Genomic DNA, 22,412 nt, shown 5'->3' with positions numbered 1-22,412 from the left:
CTTTAGAGTTTTTATGCATCTTAAAAATTGAAGATACTCATGAGAGTACAATAAAAGCGATGACAGAGTGTAAACTACTTCAAGTTGAAGCAGCAGGAGAAGAGGTGGTTCCTACTGACTTAGTTTAAAGATTGAGGCTGGTACTATGTCATTCCTGCGAAAGCAGGAATCCAGTTTTTTTCGGTGTCATACCGTGGCTTGACCACGGTATGACAATAATTGCTTCACACTATCAACCCTTTTACTTTACTTGAGAGTTCCATAATTTTTGATATAGCTTACTATTTTTCAGTAATTCTGCGTGGCTACCGTCATCGATTATACTACCTTTTTCAAAAACTAAAATTCTATCCATATTGAGTAAAGTAGATAATCTGTGGGCAATAACTATCACGGTTTTATTTTGCATTAAATAATCCATTGATTCTTGAATTAGGCTTTCCGTTTCGCTATCTAAACTACTTGTTGCTTCATCGAGAATTAAAATAGGAGCATTTTTTAAGATAGCTCTTGCTATAATGATTCTTTGACGCTGACCGCCGGATAAATTATTTCCCCGCTCTCCGCACATAGTATCGTAACCGTCCGGTAAATTATCGATAACATCGTGGATATGTGCAACTTTTGCTGCTTCTATAACCTCTTCAAGAGTAGCTTCTTTTTTTCCGTATCTGATATTTTCCAAAATAGTACGATGAAAAAGTACCGGTTCTTGCGGTATAAGGCTAATAGCTTTTCTAAGAGAGTCTTGAGTTACGTTTTTAATATTTTGATTATCTATTAAAATCACCCCTTCTTCTATATCATGTAACCTAGTGAGCAAACTAATAAAAGTGGTTTTCCCTGAACCGGAAAAGCCGACTAGTCCTACTTTTTGTTTACTCGGTATTAATACTGATTTATTATAAAATAGATTGTTATTATGGTGATAATTAAACGTAACATTTCTAAATTCAATAACACCTTCTTTGATATCTAAAGGAGTAGCATTTTCAATATCCGTTATAATATGCGGTGCCATTAGGGATAAACCTTGATTAAATGCTCCGACCTGCTCAAACATATCACCGATTTCTTGCGTTAAATCCCAAATATCGTCTGCTACATTTATACATAATGTTAGCACTAATACGCAATCACCTATGCTTATAGATAATTCGCTATGAAGTTTAGATAAATAATAAATCATTATAAAAATCATTATTGAACAAGAAGTCCCAAGAGCATAACGCAATTTGAACATAAAGAATTGCATAGTTTGTTCATCGGCTACGGCATTTTCTACTCTTGTTTCTAGATGTTGACGTTCAAGTTTATGGGCTGTAAACATTCTAACCGCATTAATATTGCTAATTGCATCTACAATACTGCCGGCAACAAAAGATTGGCTTCTAGCATAATTTAACGAGTATTTATTGATTTTATCTGAGAAAAGAACGTTAAGTCCTAAAAAAACTGTAATCCATAAAATAAATATCGTAGCAAAAACGTAATGTACGGAATATAAAGCAATTAACGCAAATACAATAATGGCAAGTTTATGAAGAATTTTTTCGCCGAATATTGAAATGATCATCTCAAATGATCTTGCGGTTTCGGTAATACGATTGCTAATATGTCCTGCTAGATTATCCTGAAAGAATTTATGGCTATGATATTGGGTATAATTATAAAATTCATTTAGTATTTTCCCTTTTATTACGGGCATAGTCTTTAGATACAAATAATCATATGAACGATATGCTATATTAATACTCTCCCACCAAAAAGCATAAAATACTGCCCAGTAAATCATGGAAGATAAAGGATTATTAGCGTTCTCATCGCTGAAAGATTCTATTAAATCAATGATTTTCTGAAGTAATATACTATCAATCGCCGGAATCATACCGAGTAAAATACAAATTACAGTCAATAAAGTAATTTTAACTTTATCGAATTTTAAAAAATAAATACCTAAGCTAAATGTTGATTTAGATAAAGTAGGGTATTTTATCACGATAATGTACCTCGATTTTAAAATAATATATTAATTCGCGTGTTATTTTGGAGCATATAATTTAATTATTTTGCAAAAATATACCTAAAAATATTAAATCTATGGAAAAATAATAAACAAGCCTTGCTTCTTACCTTAAATAATGCTACAAAATTCAGAAAATAACTTTAAAATCATTAGAAATGCAAGAAAAAGAATTATCTAATAATTTTTTAGAAGAACAGGAAAAGTCTAAGGAAGACGATTCTCCATTCTTTGATGTAAAATATATTTGTCAAGCGAGTTTATTAATTACGGATTCTATCCGAAAAGGGTATGATGTAACGCAATTGTCCAATGGTAATATTAATGTTACAGAAGTAAGAATAGTAAATGTTCATTATAATTGGAACTCTAAAAAAGGAAAATTTGTTAAAACTAATCAGATAGAATTTAATAATAGCAAAGGTGGATGATTAAATCAAATACTGTATTGATGTTATTGTGTGCTTCAGTTTTTTTGTCATTGCGAGGAAAAATTGAAAATTTTAACAAAGCAATCCAGTAAAAAATTTTGATTTACAGAATTTTTTATTATTTTTCTAGATTTCTACGCTCCTTTTAGTCGCTCGCAATGACGTTGAATCTTAAAACAGCAGCTTAAATATGGAATTTGATCAAGTATTATTATCGAGGATTCAGTTTGCTTTTACCATAAGTTTTCATATAATATTTCCTGCTTTTACTATAGGGCTTGCAAGCTTTTTAGCGGTAATTGAAGGGTTATGGTTAAAAACAAAAAAGCCGGTTTATCAAGAAATATACAAATTTTGGGTGAAGATTTTTGCCGTTACTTTCGGTATGGGAGTAGTTTCGGGCGTTGTAATGTCTTATCAATTTGGGACTAACTGGTCGAATTTTTCAGATAAGGTTGGAAATGTCCTTGGTCCGCTTCTCGGTTTTGAAGTATTTACTGCATTTTTCCTCGAATCTTCTTTTTTAGGTATAATGTTATTCGGCTTTAATAAAGTCAGTAAAAAAGTACATTTTATTTCTACGTTAATAGTTGCCGTTGGTACTGTAATCTCAGCTTTTTGGATACTTGCAGCTAGTAGCTGGATGCATACGCCTGCTGGTTTTGAACTGCGAGGCGAAGGATTCTTTTATCCTTTGAATTGGTTAGAAATTATCTTTAACCCTTCTTTCCCATATCGCTTTTTCCATATGATTACGGCGGCTTATTTAACTACTTCTTTTGTTATCGGTGGTGTAGCTAGCTTTTATTTACTAAATAATCGTTATAAAGAGCATGCTAAAATTATGTTTTTTATGGCGGTGTTAATGGCGTTAATTGTTGCACCTATTCAAATATTTATCGGTGATCTGCATGGTTTAAATACTCTTAAATATCAGCCGGTTAAAGTTTCGGCTATGGAAGGTATTTGGAATACGGAAAAAGGAGCAGCTTTTAATCTTATCGGCTTTCCTGACGGGGAAGAAGAAAAAACAAAATATGCTGTAGAAATACCTTATGCTAATAGTTTAATCTTAACGCATAGTTTAGACGGTGAAGTGAAAGGATTAAAAGAATGGATAAAAGAAGAGCGTCCGCCGGTTGCAGTAGTATTCTTTAGCTTCCGTATTATGGTAGGAATCAGTTTCTTAATGGTATTTACAGGTATTGCCGGCTTATATCTTTATTTGAAGAAAAGATTATATACTACGCATTGGTTTCAATATTGGTATATATTAATGTCACCTTCAGGTTTTATTGCAGTACTTGCCGGCTGGTTCGTAACCGAGGTAGGTAGACAACCTTATATAGTGTATAATATTTTAAAAACCGTAGATACGGTATCACCGGTACTCGGCAAATATGTATTTATTTCTCTAATTGCTTTTGTAGTAGTGTATGTGATCATTTTCGGAGCGGGTATATATTATATAATGCATTTGATAAAGAAAGGTATAGAAGCGATAGATAATAAAGAAATGTACGGAGAGATCGGTTTGAATAACCCATTATTAGAAAAGTAATAAGCTTATGTTAAATTTTGCACCTTATATAGATTTACCACTTGTTTGGGGTGGGCTTATAGCTACCGCTATTTGTTTATATGTTTTATTAGACGGTTTTGATTTAGGAGTAGGGATCTTATTTCCATTTGCACCTACTGATGATTGCCGTCATAAAATGATTAATTCTATTGCTCCTTTTTGGGACGGTAACGAAACTTGGTTAGTACTTGGCGGCGGTGGTTTATTTGCAGCTTTCCCGCTGGCATATTCGCTATTAATGCCGGCTTTATATATTCCTATTATATTAATGTTACTTGGCTTAATATTTCGTGGTGTAACTTTTGAATTCCGTTTTAAGGCTCATATAGGTCATCGTTATATTTGGGACTACGCTTTTCATTTCGGTTCTATGCTTGCTGTTTTTTGTCAAGGTTTAATGCTTGGTACGTTTGTCCAAGGAATAGAGATAGAAGGACGAGAATTTGCAGGGGGGAGCTTTGATTTTCTTACTCCCTTTTCCGTTATAACGGGGATAGCATTAATATTCGGTTATGCACTTTTGGGTGCTACTTGGCTTATTCTGAAAACAGAAAAGAAAACACAAGATTGGGCTTATAAATCTGCTTTATATATTTTATTTTATGTTGCACTTTTTATGGGACTTGTAAGCTTATGGGTTCCTTTCTTAAATAACCACATAAATCATCGTTGGTTTAGTGTACCTAATATTTACTATTTATCTATTGTACCTATTGTAACTGCTTTAATATTTATCAAGTTAATTAAAGCCGTTAAGCAAAAAAAAGAAGTAAAGCCGTTTATTTATACGATCTTGTTATTTTTATTAGGATATTTAGGGCTTGCGATAAGCATATGGCCATATATCGTTCCTTATAAAGTTACGCTTGAAACTGCAGCAGCAGCACCGGAGTCACAGTCTTTACTGTTGATAGGGGCTGGAATATTCCTACCTGTCATACTTGGCTACACATTCTATTGTTATTATATATTCCGTGGCAAATCATCTCATCATCCGATATATTAAAAAAATAACCTCTTGTCTAAAAGGGTGGCAATGGTTTATTATTCTATGGCTCAGCGGATTATTATCCACATTACTTTTAACTTATGTAGTTAAGTTGGTGTTTAGGATGATAGGGTAACGCGAGTTTCGTATTCAAAAAGTTGCTGAATAGCTGATAGTAACTGGGTTACGGGGATCTTAATAATACTGTTTTTGTTATAAAGTGAGTACAAAATACAAATTGCTAATTAAAATATGGTATTTATAGTATTAGAAAAAAGTTTATAGGTTATTGAAAAAACTTTAAGAGCAATAACCTATGATAATGGATTTTACAGAAATATTTTGTTACGTCGATGATTTTTTTCAAGAATTAGACAAGCATACAAATTCAATTACTAACCATAACAACAAATCTGGTCCTAAAAGTCGACTGAACAGAAGTGAGGTAATAACAATTATAATAGGCTACTGGCAGTCATCTTATGATTGTTTTAAGAATTATTATCTGAAGCAAATATGAATTCATCATCAAAGAGATTTTCAATTAGTAAGCTATAGTCAATTTATAAAAATAATAGGTCCACATTTACCACTATTAGTACTAATATTCAATTCTATTTTGGATCAGTGTGACGGACTCTCTTTTGTAGATTCAAGTAGTATAGAGGTATGTAAGAGATACCGTATTTCAATGAATAAAGTGTTCGCCGGCATAGCAGCAAGCAGTAAGACAACAAAAGGTTGGTTCTATGGACTTAAACTACATCTAATAATTAATAGAGCCGGTGGTATAGTTAAAGCATCTTTTAGCCCTGGCAATAAGGATGATAGAAAACAGCTGGAACTGATAATCAAAAATCTTTTTGGTAAAGTATTCGGAGATCGTGGTTATATTTCGCAACAATTATTTCTACAACTTTTAGAGCAAGGAATTTTTATGGTAACTAGGGTAAAGAAAAATATGAAAAATAAACTTATGTCTATGTTGGATAAAATATTATTGCTTAAAAAAGCATTAATAGAATCTGTGTTTAGTAAAATTAAACTATTGGGGAAGTTTGAGCATTCAAGGCATAGATCAGTTACAAATGCCTTTGTGCATATGGTTGCAGCACTGATAAATTATCAAATGTCTGATAATAAACCTTCTATTACATCTCTCTTGATATGCTAAATCCTATGCTATATTAATTCAAAACTCGCGTAGGGTAGGTTTATTTTTTGTTGTCACCCCGTGGACAAGCCACGGGGTGACAAGGGTGGAATTGATATATGCAACAAGACTGGTTCACGGAATGACACCGAATACATGCAATGACATTAAAGTATAGGTATATGACAAAAATCTCAGCATTTATTATTACTAAAAATGAAGCGGCAAGGATAGCAATAGCTATAAATAGCGTAAAAAATATTGTCGATGAGGTGATAGTAGTAGATAATGAAAGTACTGATGATACAGTTAGTATAGCTGAAAAATTAGGGGCAAAGGTAGTGATAAAACCTTGGCTTGGTTATGTAGGACAGAAATCTTTTGCCGAAAGCCTTTGCGTAAATGATTGGGTCCTTAATATTGATGCCGATGAGGAGTTATCTAAAGAGTTACAAGATGAAATAGAGTATATTTTTGCATCTAAGAATCAAGATCAATATCTAGCTTATAAAATAAAGCTGTTAATAATGCATCGTAATGACCAAAAGCCAAGAATGTTTGCTCCATTTAATAAATGTACTCGGTTGTATAATAAAAAATTTGCAAGCTTTGCAAATACCGTAAATAATACTACTCATGATTCGGTGATATTTAATAAGGATATTGATTTTGCAAGTAAAATTTATCTATTAAATGAAGCTGCTTATCATTATTCGGGTACTTCAATTGAGCAGTTGGTAACTAAAGCAAATTTTTATTCTAGCGAGCAAGCAAAAGATTTAATGATGCAAGATAAAAAAGTTTCAAATATCCGCATAGCATTTGAAATGTTATGGTGGTTTTTTAAAGCATTTTTTATCAGACGATATTTTGTATTCGGTTTTGACGGTTTTGTAGATTCAATAATTTTTGCTTTTGCAAGGTTTCTAAGGCTTGCGAAATTAAGAGAGTCGTTATTTAAATCAAAAAACGTCATTGCGAGCGACTATAGGCATTATTGCATGGATACCAAGTCATCATTGCGAGGAGCGAAGCGATGCGGCAATCCAGAAAAATAATTAAAAAAATTCTGATTTACAGAATTTTTTACTGGATTGCTTCGTCGAATTACTACGTAATTCTTCTCGTAATGACGGAAAACCGATCCACGTAACAACGTCTCCTCGCAATGACGTTTTAGAAAATAAAATTATGAAAGAAAATTTTAACGTTAGTAAATTAAAAAACGGTTTGACAATTTTAACATATAATATGCCTTATGTTAATTCGGTAGCAATAAATTTAATTGCTAAAGTTGGAGCACGTTATGAAAATGCAGAAGAGGAAGGCATATCTCACTTTCTTGAGCATATGGCTTTTAAAGGTACGAAAACTAGAACGGCAAAACAGATAGCGGAAGAATTTGACTCTATAGGCGGACATTTTAATGCCTATACCGGTCATGAGAATACGGTATATTATGCACGAGTCTTGTCTGAAAATTGTGATAAAGCACTTAATATACTTACCGATATAATTCAAAATTCTATTTTTGCTGACGAAGAAATAGCTAAGGAATATCAGGTGATAATGCAGGAAATTGCTCATCATCAGGATAATCCGGATGACCTAGTATATGAGAAATTTTATAATAAAGTTTATAGAGAGCAACCATTAGGTAAGTCGATTTTAGGTACTGCTAAAACCCTTGCAACTTTTACGAAAGAACATTTTTTTAATTTTATAGGTAAACATTATAATGCCGAAAATCTCTATTTATCAATTGCCGGTAATATTGATCATGATAAAATAGTAATTATAGCGGAACAGTTATTTTCTTCTTTGAAGCAAGGAGTAAAAAGTAGCTTTATTCCGGCAAAATATATAGGCGGAAGCGGCTTTATTAATAAGGAGTTAGAGCAAACTAGTTTAGTGTTAGGGTTTGAAGGTACATCATATATTAATTTAGAAAAGCTTTACCAAACCCATCTACTTTCTATAATATTCGGTGGTGGTATGTCATCGCGTTTATTCCAAACTATTCGTGAGAAATTAGGTTTAGCATATGCAGTAGGTAGTTATAATAGTGCTTATTTTGATAGTGGAGTGTTTACAATTTATGCATCCACTGCACATGACAAGTTAGAATTATTATATAAAGAGATTAAAAACGAAATAATAAAAATGACTGAAAAAGTAAACACAGAAGAGATTATTAGAGCTAAAACACAACTTCGTAGTAATTTACAAATGGCTCAAGAGAAAAATACCTATAAGTCAGAAGAAATAGGTAAAAATTATTCTGTTTTCGGTAAATATATTTCTCCTGAAGAGATTATGGAAATTATCATGAGTATAAAAGCTGATGATATTATTAATACGGCAAATAAAATATTTAGAGGTGCTACTACATCGGCAATTATAGGTCCTCATGATCTTCAGGGATTTTAATGATATGCTTGTGTAGATACCAGAGTCGTCATTGCGAGCGGCCGTAGGCTGCGTGGCAATCTCATGAAATAATAACAAACTCCTGAGATTGCTTCGTCAATTATTTGCGTAATTTCCTCGCAATGACGAGGAAAATGAATTTTGAGACAAATAAATGAAAAAAAAATTATATGAAGGTTCAAGTAAAATTTTATATTCCGCCGAAGAAGATTTTTTACTTATAATGGCTTTTTCCGATAAGGCTATTTTAGAAACCGGCAAAACTGTTGATATATCAGGTAAAGGAGTGCTTAATAATAATATTTCTTCCTTTCTAATGGATAAACTGGAAATGATTGGCATTGAAAATCATTTTATCGAAAAAATAAATATGAGGGAGCAATTAATTCAATATGTCGAAGTTTTCCCAATACAAGTAATAATATCATCGGTAGCGTGCAGTAGATTTGTAAAAGAATTCGGAATGGATGAAGGGTATGTATTTGATAAACCGATCATTGATTTTAAGGTCCGAAGTCGTGAATTTAAATATCCGATAGTTAATGAGTATCAAATATTAAATTTTGGCTGGTTAACTAGGGATGAAATTAAAGCGGTAAAAGAGCAAGCTTTGCGTATATATGATTTTCTAAGCGGCTTATTTATCGGTGTCGGGATTCGGCTTGTTGAGTGTAAATTAGAATTTGGGCGTGTGTTTAACGGTGAAGAATCTATCATTATGTTAACTGATGAAATTAGTCCGGATAATTGTAGATTATGGCATATTAACAGTAATGAAAAATTAGGATTTGAATTGCTTGAAAAAGAACCAAATAAGGTTTTTGAATCATATCAGCTAATAGCTGATCGTTTAAAAGAAAAATAAATATATTTTTTAAGCGATATATGCTATTTTGGACTTGAAAAGCGCTCCGATGTCATGCCGGTTTTGTTGCATGATTCGGTTTCATCGTCATTGCAAGAAGACATTTATGTCGACGAAGCAATCTCAGCAAACAAACAAAAGATTGCCACGCAGTCCGCCTGCTCGCAATGACGATTTGGTATCTACGCAGGAATAACATTTTTGATTTTTAATAATTTTTTACAGTAGAAAAGATGAAAATACGATTTATTATAATAAGCTTTTTAGCTTTAATATTAGTAGGGTGGGGATACGCTGCCTATAAATTTGAACATCAAAGTAAAGAGAATATTATCTCTATTTTTGATAAATATGAAGAATATATAACTTATGATGCAATAAAAGTTAATAAATATGGATTTAGTGTTACTTTAAATAAAGTAATGTTAAAACCTATAGATTTTTATTTTGATGAAATAGTTATTAGGCATATACCGTTTTTGAATATTACAAAAATTGATTCTTACGGAAATAATGTAAAAATTACTACCGCTCAAGATGAAAAAAATATTTTTTACTCACCTGATCATCATACAACAATTTGGTTTAGAAAATCTTTGTTTAATAGAGAGCCTGATTATTGGAAATTAAGCTTGAGTGACAATAAATCAACTCTTTATAATTCTCTAGATGCAGAAAAATTAGCAGAGAGTGATATTAGTGATTCTGTAATTACTAATACTAAAACATCGGATAATCTTAATTTATTGACTGTGGATGGAAAAAGCACCGTTTCTTTTACTTCTGAAAACTATAGTAAAAATTTATCTGATAAAGTTTTTAAATTTTTAAGAGATAAAATAGGAGAGGAAGCTAATTTTAACTCATTTGAATATGATATAGCACAGTTGGATGTGTTAAATGTGCCAATTACTTATAATAGTCAATTAAAGCTTAAATATAGTGATGAGCTATTAGCTCTTGGGAAATTATTGATTCAAAACTTTTCTCTAGATCAAAAGCAAGATGAGAATATGCATGCTGTTATTTTTATGCAGATATTAGGAGAATTAGTAAAAGGTAAGCCGTTTTTATTTGCTTGTGATTTTGAAAGAAAAGGAAAAATAGAAAGTAATTTATACAAATTAAATATAGAAAAAGATAAAATTTTTGATTTTGCTTTAAATATTAAATCTACTATAGAACCTTCTGAAACATACCAAAAAACGGCAGTTGAAGCTTTAGGACGTTACTTTAGTAATGGTTTAAACAAAAGAGCTGAGTTAGATAAAATTTTTAAACTAACTAGCCCTATTACTCAAGAAGACGGGGAAAAAGTAATGGGTGTTTTTGCAAAAATAAATAATTCCGAATTTAATTTAAAAGGTGAGTTTGATCCCGAAGAAAAAAAATTATTCGGTAAAACTAATCTTGTAATGGATGATTTTAATTTTGCTATTGATATTGATGTGCCTAATTTAGAGAATCCTATGAATCTAGAAAGCGTAATAAAATTATCGGATCCGAGTGCGGTTATAAATAATTTTGTGAATTATACTAATAATGCTATTATACCGGTGCTTAATAAAATAGAAGATTCCAAGGAATTTGCTTTAAATCTAGGAAAACAATCTTCAGTAATAAAGCAATACGGCTTTAGGGCAATAGAAGCTTTTAGTAAAAATTCTGAATTGAAAGACGGTGAATCTTTAGTAGTTGACGTGAAAGGTAAAGATGCTGGACTAACCTTTAACGATAAAGCTATTGATCAGATCTTTAGTGATGCAAGAGTATTAGAATTTATGAATGCCATGGTTATGATAGATCAAGAAAGAAAAGTTGAAAATAAAAAATAATCTTAAGAATTATATTGATATGCTCAAACATATAGTATTATTTAAATTTGCAATAACTGCTTCAGAAAGGCAAATAGAGCAGGCTTTAGCAAAATTAGGAAATTTAAAAAATACTACTATTCCACAAATTAAATCTTTTAGTTTTGGCAGAAATTGTAGCCCTGAAAATTTAAATAAGAGTTTTAGCTATGCTTTTGTTATGGAGTTTTTAAGTGAGGAAGATAGAGAAGATTATTTAAAACACCATGATCATATTAGAGTAGCTTCTGACGATATTATGCATTTAACTGAGGATGGGATAAATTCGGTGATAGTATTAGATTATAAATTTTAAGATAAAGAAATAAGTTATAAAATAATGATTAATATTTCCTTTCCCGATGGGAGTATAAAACAATTTGAAAAAAACATTACCGCCTATGAAGTAGCAAATGCGATTTCAATGTCACTTGCAAAACGAGCAATGGTTGCTGAAATAAACGGTGAGCTTAAAGATTTAAGTACCGTAATTGAAAATGATTGCAAGCTTCGTATTTTAACCGTAAAAGATCCTGAATGTCTTGAGATAATAAGGCACGATGCTGCTCATTTAACTGCTGAAGCCGTAAAGGAACTATTCCCTGAAACTCAAGTAACAATAGGTCCTGCAATTGAAAACGGTTATTATTACGATTTTGCTCGTGATAAACCTTTTACCACTGATGATTTAGCTGTTATAGAAGCTAAAATGCAAGAACTTTCAAAAAAGAACGAGAAAGTAACAAGAGAGCTATGGGATAGGGATAAAGCCGTAGAGTTTTTTAAATCGATAGGAGAGCATTATAAAGCCGAAATTATTGCTTCAATTCCGGCAGGTGAACCAATTACTTTATACAGGCAAGGTGATTTTATTGATTTATGTCTAGGTCCGCATGCCCCCTCTACAGGGTTTGTTAAGCATTTTAAGTTGATGAAAGTTGCAGGAGCTTATTGGCGAGGTGATAGTTGTAATGAGATGTTGCAGCGTATATACGGTACGGCGTGGGCTACGAAAGAGCAACTAGATAATTACCTTTTTATGCTTGAAGAAGCCGAAAAGCGTGATCATAGAAAGCTTGGGCGAGAGCTTGATTTATTCCACTTCCAAGAAGAAGCTCAAGGAATGGTATTCTGGCATGATAAGGGCTGGAGTATATATAATATTATCGAGCAATATATTAGGAAAAAGATTCGTAAAAACGGTTATATTGAAGTTAAGACTCCTGTTTTGGTGGATAAAAGCCTTTGGGAGGCTTCAGGACACTGGAAAAAATTTCGTGATGATATGTTCGCGTTAGAAACAGATGACAAGACATTAGCTTTAAAGCCAATGAATTGCCCTTGCCACGTGCAGATTTTCAAACAAGGTATCAAGAGCTATCGTGATTTACCGCTTCGTATGTCGGAGTTTGGTTTGTGTCACCGTAATGAGGCGTCCGGTGCATTGCACGGTTTAATGAGAGTGCGTAGCTTAGTGCAAGATGATGCACATATATTTTGTGCCGAGGAACAAATTACCGATGAAACGGTTAGTTTCTGTAAGCTACTGACGGAAGTTTATAAAGATTTCGGCTTTAACGATATAAAGGTAAAATTTTCTGATCGTCCTGAAATCAGAGCAGGAAGTGATGAAGTTTGGGATAAGGCTGAGAATGCTTTAAAAGAAGCAGTAGAAAAAGCAGGGTTTACTTATACGCTAAACCCAGGTGAGGGTGCATTTTACGGTCCAAAGCTTGAGTTTGTTTTAACCGATGCGATAGGACGGCAGTGGCAATGCGGTACGCTTCAGATGGATTTTGTATTGCCGGAGCGACTCGATGCTAGCTATATCGCAGCAAGCGGTGAGAAAAAAAGACCTGTAATGCTGCATAGAGCAATCCTTGGTTCGCTTGAGCGTTTTATCGGTATATTGATCGAAGAATATGCGGGACGTTTCCCGCTTTGGATTACTCCTATACAGGTCGCTGTGGCGACCATTACCAGTGATTTAAACGATTATGCTTTAGAAGTACAAAAAGCTTTAATTGATAATGGTGTAAGAACGGATATTAATATCTCACCTGATAAAATTAACTATAAGATTCGTGAGTTTTCTAATCAAAAAATACCGATGATTGCCGTAATCGGTAAGCAGGAAAAAGAAAATAAACAAGTAACGATAAGAAGACTCGGAACTACCGAGCAGGAAGTATTATCGATTGAGCAGTTAATAGCTCTAGTTAAGGAAGAGAATAGTAGGTATCTATAATATCTCGTATAGCTTTTTTGATGTCATTTCTAACTAAAGCGGCATTGTTGTATAAATCATAAGGCATGTTCGGTGTTGTCATACTGTGGCTTGACCACGGTATGACACCGGAAAGAGCTAAATTTCTGCCTATGTAGGAATGCATACCAGAGGGTGTCAGAAAGTTTGTGTAAGTTATAAAAATAGTTAAGAATAAAATTAATTAAAACAACTTACATGAGGCTAATATGAAGAATAAGAGTAAAGTATCAAATCCGACTATAGAAAAAGTAGTATCAGAAATACTATCACAAAGTGATCCATCTGAGATATTTGGCAAAGAAGGAATATTTCAGGAAATTAAAAAGCAGATAGTAAATAAGATTTTAGAAAAAGAAATGGAATCTCATATAGGTTATGAGAAGCATTCTAAGAATACCAAGGAGTCAGATAATAGACGTAATGGCAATTATGAAAAGACTCTAATAGATTCCGAGGGTCGTAAATTGATAGTAGAAGTGCCAAGGGATCGGGAAGGAGAATTTGAACCTCAACTAATTCCAAAAGGAGTAAGGAGATTTGAAGGATTTGATGATAAAGTAATATCTTTATATGCTAGGGGAATGACTATTCGAGAAATACAAGGGCACTTAGAAGAACTATATGCCACCAAAGTATCATCTGAGTTAATATCAAAGGTAACTGATGGCATTTTAGAGGAAGTTACTGCGTGGCAGAATAGAGCACTTGATAGTGTATATCCTATAATGTAGATTGTATTCATGTTAAGGCAAGAGACAATCATATAATAATAAATAAAGCAGTTTATCTAGATATTGGCGTGAATATAGAAGGCAAGAAGGAACTATTAGGTATTTGGATAGGCAAGAATGAAGGATCTAAATTTTGGATGCAAGTAGTAACAGAACTGAAGAATCGTGGTGTAGAACAAATATATGTTGCGTGTGTTGATGGTCTTAAAGGTTTTCCAGAAGCAATAAATAGCATTTTCCCAAAAACCACAGTACAACTGTGTATTGTTCATGGTAAGAAACTCTGTAAAATACGTATCATATAAAGATTTAAAATTGGTAACAGCTGATTTAAAGGCAGTTTATTCTGCAATAAATGAAGCAGAGGGATTAAGAGAATTACAAAATTTTGCTAAAAAATGGGATGAAAAATATCCAGTTATTTTTGATATATGGCAGAGAAATTGGTCTGGAATAGCTCCGTTCTTTAGCTTTCCGGAAGACATTAGAAAGGCGATTTACACTACTAATGCTATTGAATCAACTAACCGTCAAATTCGTAAAATTATAAAAAATAAGGGGGTATTTCCAGATGATAAATCGATTCAGAAAATAATCTTTTTAGCATTGACAAATGCTTCTAAAAAATGGACAATGCCTATTAAGAATTGGGCCATGGCTTTAAATCAATTTGCTATACTTTGTGATACTAATTTACAAAATTGGGCAAATGGAGAAATCGTACTTACACAAAAAATCTGACAAACCCATCGATTAGAAATCGATCATCATTCACAGGTTCACCTTCCTGTTCATCAATATAGCGCTGTATCATTTTATCAGTTATATTACCTGAACTGACCGCCATATAGCCCCTAGCCCACAAATGATTGCCCCAAAATTGTTTTCTTAAATGAGCAAATTCTTGCAATAAAATTCTTGAGCTACTACCTTTTAAATACTGTACTAACTTGCTAAGAGATATTTGTGATTTATATGAGATAAACATATGCACGTGATCACATGATATTTTCCCTGAAATTATATATACTTCATGTTCCATACAAATCTGCCTTAGTAAATCTCTAGCCCTTTCCGCTACTTTGCCTATCAATACTCTCTTCCTATATTTTGGTATCCATATAAGATGTACTTTTAAATCATACTGACTATGACTATTCTTTCTATAACTTCTCATGTTTCTTGATATAAATTCATTGCTAAAGCAATTTCATTATATCTTCCCTTCGCCTGAAGGCGAGGGATTTCTTATCCCCGAAGGGGGACATTAAATTTTCTTCCATATCTACAAGTCCAAAACAAAAGAGCAAAACAAGACCTAAAGTAAAGCGGTCAAATGTCTCAATACTTTGTATTTCCTTTGTCTTCTTCCAAAGACTGGTAATATCCATCTGCTCGCCTAAAATCTCAAGTAGATAGGTACCACTTCTTAGCAATGTGTCCTCTTCTTCAATTAATGTTGTCGGTAGTATCATCGTGATACCTCGGGAGCTTTAGTTTTGCTGTGACTCGCTGATACTACACATGACTTGAAGGTTTTAGCAGAAACACGATTGTCGTTAGTGTAAGCCTGCTTGCCACATAGCGTGCCTCTAATTCTATCCAAACTGCATAAATTTTTAGTAAATTGTCTTTTTTGACTATAACTATTAAATTGTAAAACTTGTCACACCTCTTACAAACCTTGAAAGGATAAGGATTATAGCATATTCATTAACCATAATTTAGGCATCTTAATACGAAACTCGCGTGAACTTAGTATATTGGGTATATTTGATAGGAGTATTTGTATACGTAATTTACTTGCGTAATCTTGGTGAGATCGGTATCGGTGATATCGCTTTTATTATGTCACTAACTTTTTTATTTGCTGAAAATTCTTGGCATGCTACTATGAGAGTTAAAGACTTTTTAGAAGATGTAGCAGCGTTTCGCTCCGCCTTTACAATCATGCAAACCCCGCAAGATACTATAGATAAAGAAAATGCTGCTGAATTAAAAATCTCTAAAGGCGAGATTATATTTAAGGATATATCTTTTGCATACAAAGAGGGTAGTAGTGTATTTAGCAATCTTAATTTGCATATTAAGGCTGGTGAGAAGGTAGGTATTGTAGGGCATTCAGGTAGTGGTAAATCTACTTTGATTGCATTATTGTTGAAAAATTTTAAAGCTGAAAAACCGGCGATATTATAATCGATAACCAAAGCCTTTACGATACTTCCTCTGACAGCCTGTGGGAGCAGATATCATTAATTCCTCAAGATATTATGCTTTTTCATCTAAGGAAATAAAAAATGCTGCCAAAGCTGCAAATATCCATGAATTTATCGAGAGTTTACCGGAAAAATATAACACCATTGTCGGTGAGAGAGGAGTAAAGCTAAGTGGCGGACAGAGGCAACGTATAGCAATTGCTCGTGCTATTCTTAAAAACGCTCCGATTTTGGTTTTAGATGAAGCAACTTCAAGCCTTGATAGCCATACCGAGCAAGAAGTGCAAAAATCTATTAATACCATGCTTGATATTGAGAATGTAACTATAATTGCTATAGCCCACAGATTATCTACTATCAAGCATATGGATAGAATTATTGTTATGGATAAAGGCAAGATCATAGAAGACGGCACTTTTACGGAACTCGTTCGTAAGGAAAAGGGTAAGTTTAAGGAGCTTTGGGAGCATCAAGTTAACGGATTTGTTTGAGCCTTATTTTAAACCGGCGTATATGCAAGGTATAATAATTTTAGGAAACAAAACTAACTATGAAGTTCATAACTTAATAAAAGGCATTTATTACATTTATAATCAAATATTCCATGAAATGTTGTTTTTAATTGCCAATCTTTTTCACAAGATGGACAATTTGAATAATTAGAACGTGCATATGAGTTTTCTGATACCGGTTCTGCTATAGGATAAAAAACTTTCTTTTTTAAACATTTTTGTATTCGCTTACTAATTTTGCTTCCTTCTATAGAAATATCACTGTCTAATTCTGCTAATTGTCTTTCCATTAACGGTTCTAATTTTTTATAGCTTGAAAGCCATAATCTGCGAGCCGCAGCATAGTCCTCTCTCCAAAAAGTAATTGTTCCTCCGAGATATCGGTCTTTATCATTTATTATATATAAAGGTAGATATTTCCCTTCATCTGTACGTAATACAAGTTGCTCTTCATAAGCTTTTGACCAGGAATATAGAATATAAATAGAGAAATTTTGCATTTTCAATATTTTCTTGAATATCAATAGGGGTTTCACTAACATAGTCTGCTGTTATTTTATAACTAATTATTACGCCCAATTGCTCTAATTCATCTTTATCTTTCAATGCATGATAGCTTAAATGTGAAGCCATGCAAAGCATCTTTATTAGGAATTACTGCATAAAAAACCAATTTATTTTTTGTAGAACTAAAAAATTCTCCATTATAATATATTACCGTTTTGATATAAAGAACCGATAAAACTACAAAGTAAATGCCAAGCCTTCCCATAATCCTTTAGTAAGAATTGCTTACTTTTATTAAATGATATAGTAACAAGATATATGCTAGACATAGTTTAAATAAAATTTACCTATTTAGCTAAGAATGCTGCCTTTTATAATCTAACTTAATCGGAGTTTATTCCTAAATAGTAATATTAGTATTGATTTTAAACCTACTTTAAAAAGAAGTATAAAATACTACTTTTTAAAGAAAAGAGTTACACCCCTAAGGCTTTTTTATCTTTAGATTGTTCTTGTTCAACTGCTTGAGTATGAGATTTGACTTGAGGGATTGCAAGATCGACTACATGTTCATATCTAACGCCGTTTTCAAATAAAACTTGACCGCATTTATTCACTTGAATAACATCTTCTTTAGAGAATTTATTTAAAATAACTTCCGTGATGTCATAAAGGAATTTCCAAGATAATTCTATTCTTTCTTGTAATGTCAGCTTTTTATTTTCCGGTTTTTGACTATTAAGGGCAACATTTGGTGAATCGTCAATATTACCTCCTTCAGCAGGTAATATATTTTTTTTACGTGCTGCTGTTTTCTTATACATTAAAAATATTAATAATAATGCTAAGCAACCTACGGCAATTAAAATATGAGTATTAGAATTAGACACTATTTTGCTCTTCCTTGTTGTTGAGTTAAGTTTTGTGTTTTAGAAAGCATCGTAACCACTGCTTTACCTATATTAACTAAGTTAGCTATATCAGGAGCTAGCTTTGCAACTGCTAAGACCGGAGGCGGTAATAAGTTAGTTTTTATTGTTAGACTTATAACATTTCTGAGTTCTTTACTTCCTGGTATTACTCCTACTATTTTTTTATGTCGCTTGCAATTTCCTTAGCTTTTTCTGTTGCTTTACATAAGGATTCTATCTTTTCGCCAAAAGAAGCTTCCGGATTTAATACTTTTAATAATTCTGTTTTAGCTTCATTTAGATTACCCGAAATAGTATTCTTTACAGAGTTTAATTTGTCAATATTTATATCTTGTGGAATTGCACTTTCAATATTACTTTTTAGTTCTGCTATTTTTTCTTCTACTTCATCTTTGCTTTTTGGTATAGCTTTAGCAGCTTTTGCAACATTCTCTAGTGAAGCTTGATTATTAGGGTTTTTATTTGCTATTTCAATAATTTTTCGAGGCGGTTCTTTTGATATTTCTGAAATTGCGGCAACTTTTTTGGCTTTTTCATAGATGTTTTCAAGCTTCTCATTAGATTTAGTCTCTTCTCTTATTTCTTTTATATCGTTATGCAATTTTGTTATTTTGGGCAATAATTTTCAGAGTCAATAAAATTATTTACTTTTTCAAGTATTCCGCTTGTTTGTATAAATATTCCAAGCATCGGTATTTGAGTGGATATAACCCCGACTAATATATTTTCTAATGATTCTATAATTTTTTTAGAAGCTCCAGGATAGAGTTTATCTAATTCTTGCTGAAATTTTAAAACTTGGTCTAAAACGTTTAAACATTTTTCTACAATAACCCCGTCAAATAAAAAGATATCTTTTGTTTTTAGCTGTTCTTGATATGCTTTCTCAAGTGCTTCAGATAAAGTAGTTAGAGATTCTTGGATTGTCCTATTAAAAAGTTTTTCTATTTTCTCTAAATCGATATTTTCAGTATGAGATAATTCATTTAAAGAATTTTGTATAATATAAAATAAATGATCTTCTAAATCTTTTACATTCATTTTCAAAGATTTTGTAAAACCTTTTAATTTTATTAAAAGTCTTTGTAGTTCTTCTTGTTGTTTTTTGTTTAATCCGCTGAAACTAGAAAAATCAATTATAGACATAAAATTTATTATTTTGTTATCAAATATTAATTAATCTTAAAGCTTTATAACCGTAAAATAAAATGTAAAATAGTTATCATTGCCCTTGAGATTAATTTTTGTTATATTACGTGCTAACATTGCTACAATAGATATTATATTGTTTTATTAGGATATAGGTATATTCTTGAAAGATTAAACTAATCTAACTAACATATTATCAATTATTCAAAAAATTTATGCGTAAATTAACTACATTTATTGTTACATTATTGCTAACTAGTTTGGTTGCCGCTGTTGATTTGCAGGAAGCTTTAACTGAAGGGTATAAGAATAATGAGGAGCTGAAAGCTGCTAGAATTAAGTTTTTAGACTCGATTGAGCAGTTTCCACGAGCTTTTTCGGGGTTTATGCCTAGTGCTGGAATGAAGATTGAAAGAAGTAATAGTAAAACCAAATATAATAAAAAATATGCAGATAGGCTTGGTCTTACTCCAAGGGAAACAGATAGTGATCAAGGTACATTAACAATTCAACAGTCTCTATTTAATGGTGGTTCTAGCGTTGCGGCTCTTAAAGCTGCTCAAGCAGGATTTAGAGCCGCACGGGGTGCATATTATGCCGGTGAACAAAAAATATTATTAAATTTAATAACTGCGTATCTTGATTGTTTTGAGAGCAAAGAGAAATATGATATTTCCGAAAGTAGGGTTCGCACTAACATACAACAAGTTAACACCGTTGAGGAGAAATTAAGACTTGGAGAAGCAACAGAAATAGATATAGCAACCGCAAGAGCAGGACTTGCAGTGGCAGAAACGAATAAACTAGTTGCCTATGCCGATTTTCAAGGAAAAAAAGCAAATTTTATTAGAGTATTTGGAATAGAGCCGACTAATATAACTATGCCTGAGTTACCTAAAATGTTACCTGCTTCATTAGATGAGTTAACAAAAAGAGCTGCTAAGCTCAATCCTGATATTGATTCGGCAAGGCATAATATAACTTCGGCTAAAGCCTTAGAAATGGCAGAAAAAGGGAAATTATTACCGCAAGTAAGCGTGCAACTGCAATCCGGTAGAACGCACTACAATCCACAAGATGATATAAATGCTAGAAATGTAAATGCTATAAATAATGGAAGCTATACTACTACTCTTTCGGTAAATATTCCTATTTATCCTGAGGGAGGAGCTCAATATTCAAGAATCAGATCGGCTAAAAATCAAACAAGAAATAGTGCAGTTCAACTTGATAGTACGATAAAGCAGACCCAAGCAGGGGTTGTAAGCGTATGGGAGGGATTTGAAGCAGCAAAATCTCGTATTGTTGCAGCTAATCAAGGAGTAGATGCTGCTCAAATATCATATGACGGTACTGTACAAGAAGAAATAGTAGGGTCTAAAACAATATTAGATGTTTTAACTGCCGAAGAAAAATTATATGAAGCAAAAATAACTCGTGTGGATGCGTATAAATCTTTAGTACTTGCAGCATATCAAATGAAATTGTTAACCGGCGAGCTAACGGCTCAAAGTTTAAAACTTAAAGTAAAATATTTTAGTCCTGAAGAAGAGTTTAAGACTATTAAAAAGAAAATATTTATAGGTTTCTAATGTGAGTAAAGAAAATAAAAAAAAACAAGATATGTCGATAGAAGACATATTAAAATCGATTAAAGGAGTAATTAACGAACGTAAAAATCCTATTCACGAAAATGATAGTGAAGATGAAGATATATTAGAGCTAACGGAAATAGTAAATCAAGATGAAGAAGAAAAGTTAATATCAACTAAATCTGCTGAAGAGGTAGGTGATATTTTTAAAAGTTTTACCGATACTATTGAAGATAAAAAGCTGGATAATAATATCTCATCTAAAAATGCACTGGAAGAATTAGTCGTTGAGATGTTAAAACCGGAACTTAAAGCTTGGCTTGATAAAAATCTACCTTTACTTGTTAAAGAGTTAGTAGAGATTGAAATAAAAAAATTGGTGCAGAATAGTAAGAGGTAGAGGGGTAAATGTCATTGTACGGCTCTTTATGTCATTCCTGCGAAAGCGGGAATCCAGTAAAAAAATACAAAAAACATATTTTTTGTATTTTTATTTCATCAAAGCTTGTAATTTTGTGCTAGGTTAGTCTTGTTTATTCTGGATTCCTGCTTTCACAGGAATGACATAGCAACAATGCCTACAGTCGCTCGCAATGACGTTTTAGGATAATTATTTATTTAATGTCCCCCTTCGGGGATAAGAAATCCCTCGCCTTCAGGCGAAGGGAAGATATAATGAAATTGCTTTAGCAATGAATTTATATCAAGAAACATGAGAAGTTATAGAAAGAATAGTCATAGTCAGTATGATTTAAAAGTACATCTTATATGGATACCAAAATATAGGAAGAGAGTATTGATAGGCAAAGTAGCGGAAAGGGCTAGAGATTTACTAAGGCAGATTTGTATGGAACATGAAGTATATATAATTTCAGGGAAAATATCATGTGATCATGTGCATATGTTTATCTCATATAAATCACAAATATCTCTTAGCAAGTTAGTACAGTATTTAAAAGGTAGTAGCTCAAGAATTTTATTGCAAGAATTTGCTCATTTAAGAAAACAATTTTGGGGCAATCATTTGTGGGCTAGGGGCTATATGGCGGTCAGTTCAGGTAATATAACTGATGAAATGATACAGCACTATATTGATGAACAGGAAGGTGAACCTGTGAATGATGATCGATTTCTAATCGATTCCACTTTATAACCCCTCAGCTTATAGCTGAGGGTTCT

At 32.5% G+C, this 22,412-nt stretch carries 22 protein-coding genes and 1 pseudogene; 16 read left to right on the top strand and 7 right to left on the bottom strand.

All coding sequences use genetic code 11. The annotated features are described in order from the left end of the window. Positions 1–241: 241 nt before the first annotated feature. Positions 242–1,999: an ABC transporter ATP-binding protein gene (locus REIS_RS06015; protein WP_008580360.1), complete on the bottom strand. Its 1,758-nt coding sequence runs from the start codon at positions 1,997–1,999 to the stop codon at positions 242–244. Between the two features lie 182 nt (positions 2,000–2,181). Between REIS_RS06015 and REIS_RS06010 the strand changes: the two genes are divergently transcribed. The 11 genes and pseudogenes from REIS_RS06010 (at position 2,182) to REIS_RS05960 (ending at position 15,066) form a co-directional block, all read left to right on the top strand. Continuing rightward, positions 2,182–2,454 carry a DUF2671 domain-containing protein gene (locus REIS_RS06010; RefSeq protein WP_008580358.1) on the top strand — a complete coding sequence of 91 codons (273 nt, stop codon included), beginning with the start codon at positions 2,182–2,184 and terminating at the stop codon, positions 2,452–2,454. Positions 2,455–2,644: 190 nt separating this feature from the next. Continuing rightward, positions 2,645–4,015 carry a cytochrome ubiquinol oxidase subunit I gene (locus REIS_RS06005; protein ID WP_008580357.1) on the top strand — a complete coding sequence of 457 codons (1,371 nt, stop codon included), beginning with the start codon at positions 2,645–2,647 and terminating at the stop codon, positions 4,013–4,015. 7 nt (positions 4,016–4,022) lie between these two features. Further along, positions 4,023–5,042, top strand: coding sequence for a cytochrome d ubiquinol oxidase subunit II (gene cydB, locus REIS_RS06000; RefSeq protein ID WP_008580356.1), 1,020 nt, complete (start codon positions 4,023–4,025; stop codon positions 5,040–5,042). A gap of 502 nt (positions 5,043–5,544) precedes the next feature. Beyond that, positions 5,545–6,198, top strand: coding sequence for an IS982 family transposase (locus tag REIS_RS11215; protein ID WP_083787731.1), 654 nt, complete (start codon positions 5,545–5,547; stop codon positions 6,196–6,198). A gap of 161 nt (positions 6,199–6,359) precedes the next feature. After that, the gene (locus REIS_RS05990; RefSeq protein WP_037213796.1) at positions 6,360–7,235 is read left to right on the top strand and encodes a glycosyltransferase family 2 protein; all 876 of its coding nucleotides are present in this window, start codon (positions 6,360–6,362) and stop codon (positions 7,233–7,235) included. Positions 7,236–7,368: 133 nt separating this feature from the next. Then, positions 7,369–8,607: a M16 family metallopeptidase gene (locus REIS_RS05985; protein ID WP_008580353.1), complete on the top strand. Its 1,239-nt coding sequence runs from the start codon at positions 7,369–7,371 to the stop codon at positions 8,605–8,607. A gap of 154 nt (positions 8,608–8,761) precedes the next feature. Then, complete coding sequence (locus REIS_RS05980; RefSeq protein ID WP_008580352.1) at positions 8,762–9,472, top strand: phosphoribosylaminoimidazolesuccinocarboxamide synthase; 711 nt, start codon at positions 8,762–8,764, stop codon at positions 9,470–9,472. 233 nt (positions 9,473–9,705) lie between these two features. Beyond that, on the top strand, positions 9,706–11,307 hold the full coding sequence (locus REIS_RS05975) for a hypothetical protein (protein ID WP_008580351.1): 1,602 nt from the start codon (positions 9,706–9,708) through the stop codon (positions 11,305–11,307). Then, positions 11,291–11,641 carry a Dabb family protein gene (locus tag REIS_RS05970; protein WP_050755371.1) on the top strand — a complete coding sequence of 117 codons (351 nt, stop codon included), beginning with the start codon at positions 11,291–11,293 and terminating at the stop codon, positions 11,639–11,641. Before REIS_RS05975 ends, REIS_RS05970 begins: the two co-directional genes overlap by 17 nt. A gap of 24 nt (positions 11,642–11,665) precedes the next feature. Continuing rightward, positions 11,666–13,573: a threonine--tRNA ligase gene (thrS, locus tag REIS_RS05965; RefSeq protein WP_008580349.1), complete on the top strand. Its 1,908-nt coding sequence runs from the start codon at positions 11,666–11,668 to the stop codon at positions 13,571–13,573. 227 nt (positions 13,574–13,800) lie between these two features. Beyond that, positions 13,801–15,066, top strand: a pseudogene (locus tag REIS_RS05960) (IS256 family transposase). Here the strand turns inward: REIS_RS05960 and tnpA (REIS_RS05955) are convergent. Both tnpA (REIS_RS05955) and REIS_RS15790 read right to left on the bottom strand, forming a co-directional pair. Next, positions 15,050–15,502, bottom strand: a complete 453-nt coding sequence (gene tnpA / locus REIS_RS05955) for an IS200/IS605 family transposase (RefSeq protein WP_008580345.1) — start codon at positions 15,500–15,502, stop codon at positions 15,050–15,052. The pseudogene REIS_RS05960 and the gene tnpA (REIS_RS05955) overlap by 17 nt on opposite strands. 22 nt (positions 15,503–15,524) lie before the next feature. After that, positions 15,525–15,800: an ABC-three component system middle component 6 gene (locus tag REIS_RS15790; protein WP_008580343.1), complete on the bottom strand. Its 276-nt coding sequence runs from the start codon at positions 15,798–15,800 to the stop codon at positions 15,525–15,527. 274 nt (positions 15,801–16,074) lie between these two features. Between REIS_RS15790 and REIS_RS16475 the strand changes: the two genes are divergently transcribed. Together REIS_RS16475 and REIS_RS16470 are read left to right on the top strand one after the other, a co-directional pair. Further along, positions 16,075–16,521, top strand: coding sequence for an ATP-binding cassette domain-containing protein (locus REIS_RS16475; RefSeq protein ID WP_008580342.1), 447 nt, complete (start codon positions 16,075–16,077; stop codon positions 16,519–16,521). A 40-nt stretch (positions 16,522–16,561) separates the two neighbouring features. Further along, positions 16,562–17,032 carry an ATP-binding cassette domain-containing protein gene (locus REIS_RS16470; protein WP_008580341.1) on the top strand — a complete coding sequence of 157 codons (471 nt, stop codon included), beginning with the start codon at positions 16,562–16,564 and terminating at the stop codon, positions 17,030–17,032. A gap of 53 nt (positions 17,033–17,085) precedes the next feature. Here the strand turns inward: REIS_RS16470 and REIS_RS15780 are convergent, their stop codons facing one another. The 4 genes from REIS_RS15780 to REIS_RS12855 all read right to left on the bottom strand — a co-directional run bounded on the left by REIS_RS15780 (position 17,086) and on the right by REIS_RS12855 (position 19,638). Beyond that, the gene (locus tag REIS_RS15780; protein ID WP_233466277.1) at positions 17,086–17,553 is read right to left on the bottom strand and encodes a DUF2310 family Zn-ribbon-containing protein; all 468 of its coding nucleotides are present in this window, start codon (positions 17,551–17,553) and stop codon (positions 17,086–17,088) included. A 483-nt stretch (positions 17,554–18,036) separates the two neighbouring features. Further along, entirely contained in the window at positions 18,037–18,450 is a 414-nt protein-coding gene (locus tag REIS_RS05925; protein ID WP_008580340.1) for a DUF2660 domain-containing protein, read from the bottom strand. Positions 18,451–18,646: 196 nt separating this feature from the next. Further along, positions 18,647–19,093 carry a hypothetical protein gene (locus REIS_RS05920; RefSeq protein WP_241760894.1) on the bottom strand — a complete coding sequence of 149 codons (447 nt, stop codon included), beginning with the start codon at positions 19,091–19,093 and terminating at the stop codon, positions 18,647–18,649. Positions 19,094–19,098: 5 nt separating this feature from the next. After that, positions 19,099–19,638 carry a hypothetical protein gene (locus tag REIS_RS12855; protein ID WP_008580338.1) on the bottom strand — a complete coding sequence of 180 codons (540 nt, stop codon included), beginning with the start codon at positions 19,636–19,638 and terminating at the stop codon, positions 19,099–19,101. Between the two features lie 218 nt (positions 19,639–19,856). On the opposite strand from REIS_RS12855, the gene REIS_RS05910 reads away from it, so the two are divergent. The 3 genes from REIS_RS05910 to tnpA (REIS_RS05900) all read left to right on the top strand — a co-directional run bounded on the left by REIS_RS05910 (position 19,857) and on the right by tnpA (REIS_RS05900) (position 22,386). Then, positions 19,857–21,233: a TolC family protein gene (locus REIS_RS05910; RefSeq protein ID WP_008580337.1), complete on the top strand. Its 1,377-nt coding sequence runs from the start codon at positions 19,857–19,859 to the stop codon at positions 21,231–21,233. Position 21,234: 1 nt separating this feature from the next. Further along, complete coding sequence (locus tag REIS_RS05905; protein WP_008580336.1) at positions 21,235–21,633, top strand: DUF2497 domain-containing protein; 399 nt, start codon at positions 21,235–21,237, stop codon at positions 21,631–21,633. A 312-nt stretch (positions 21,634–21,945) separates the two neighbouring features. Beyond that, on the top strand, positions 21,946–22,386 hold the full coding sequence (gene tnpA, locus REIS_RS05900) for an IS200/IS605 family transposase (protein WP_008579210.1): 441 nt from the start codon (positions 21,946–21,948) through the stop codon (positions 22,384–22,386). Positions 22,387–22,412: the final 26 nt, after the last annotated feature.

Source organism: Rickettsia endosymbiont of Ixodes scapularis, from assembly GCF_000160735.1.
Taxonomy (GTDB): Bacteria; Pseudomonadota; Alphaproteobacteria; order Rickettsiales; family Rickettsiaceae; genus Rickettsia; species Rickettsia tamurae.
Note: the sequence above shows the minus strand (reverse complement) of the source record. Positions and strands in the feature narration are given on the sequence as shown.

What these genes read in the sequence shown, in the direction of transcription:
- REIS_RS06010 (WP_008580358.1), top strand. Translation starts at nt 2,182, where the DNA reads ATGCAAGAAAAAGAATTATCTAATAATTTTTTAGAAGAACAGGAAAAG.
- REIS_RS06005 (WP_008580357.1), top strand. Translation starts at nt 2,645, where the DNA reads ATGGAATTTGATCAAGTATTATTATCGAGGATTCAGTTTGCTTTTACC.
- cydB (WP_008580356.1), top strand. Translation starts at nt 4,023, where the DNA reads ATGTTAAATTTTGCACCTTATATAGATTTACCACTTGTTTGGGGTGGG.
- REIS_RS05990 (WP_037213796.1), top strand. Translation starts at nt 6,360, where the DNA reads ATGACAAAAATCTCAGCATTTATTATTACTAAAAATGAAGCGGCAAGG.
- REIS_RS05985 (WP_008580353.1), top strand. Translation starts at nt 7,369, where the DNA reads ATGAAAGAAAATTTTAACGTTAGTAAATTAAAAAACGGTTTGACAATT.
- REIS_RS05980 (WP_008580352.1), top strand. Translation starts at nt 8,762, where the DNA reads ATGAAAAAAAAATTATATGAAGGTTCAAGTAAAATTTTATATTCCGCC.
- REIS_RS05975 (WP_008580351.1), top strand. Translation starts at nt 9,706, where the DNA reads ATGAAAATACGATTTATTATAATAAGCTTTTTAGCTTTAATATTAGTA.
- thrS (WP_008580349.1), top strand. Translation starts at nt 11,666, where the DNA reads ATGATTAATATTTCCTTTCCCGATGGGAGTATAAAACAATTTGAAAAA.
- tnpA (WP_008580345.1), bottom strand. Translation starts at nt 15,502, where the DNA reads ATGAGAAGTTATAGAAAGAATAGTCATAGTCAGTATGATTTAAAAGTA.
- REIS_RS15790 (WP_008580343.1), bottom strand. Translation starts at nt 15,800, where the DNA reads ATGATACTACCGACAACATTAATTGAAGAAGAGGACACATTGCTAAGA.
- REIS_RS15780 (WP_233466277.1), bottom strand. Translation starts at nt 17,553, where the DNA reads ATGCAAAATTTCTCTATTTATATTCTATATTCCTGGTCAAAAGCTTAT.
- REIS_RS12855 (WP_008580338.1), bottom strand. Translation starts at nt 19,638, where the DNA reads ATGTCTATAATTGATTTTTCTAGTTTCAGCGGATTAAACAAAAAACAA.
- REIS_RS05910 (WP_008580337.1), top strand. Translation starts at nt 19,857, where the DNA reads ATGCGTAAATTAACTACATTTATTGTTACATTATTGCTAACTAGTTTG.
- tnpA (WP_008579210.1), top strand. Translation starts at nt 21,946, where the DNA reads ATGAGAAGTTATAGAAAGAATAGTCATAGTCAGTATGATTTAAAAGTA.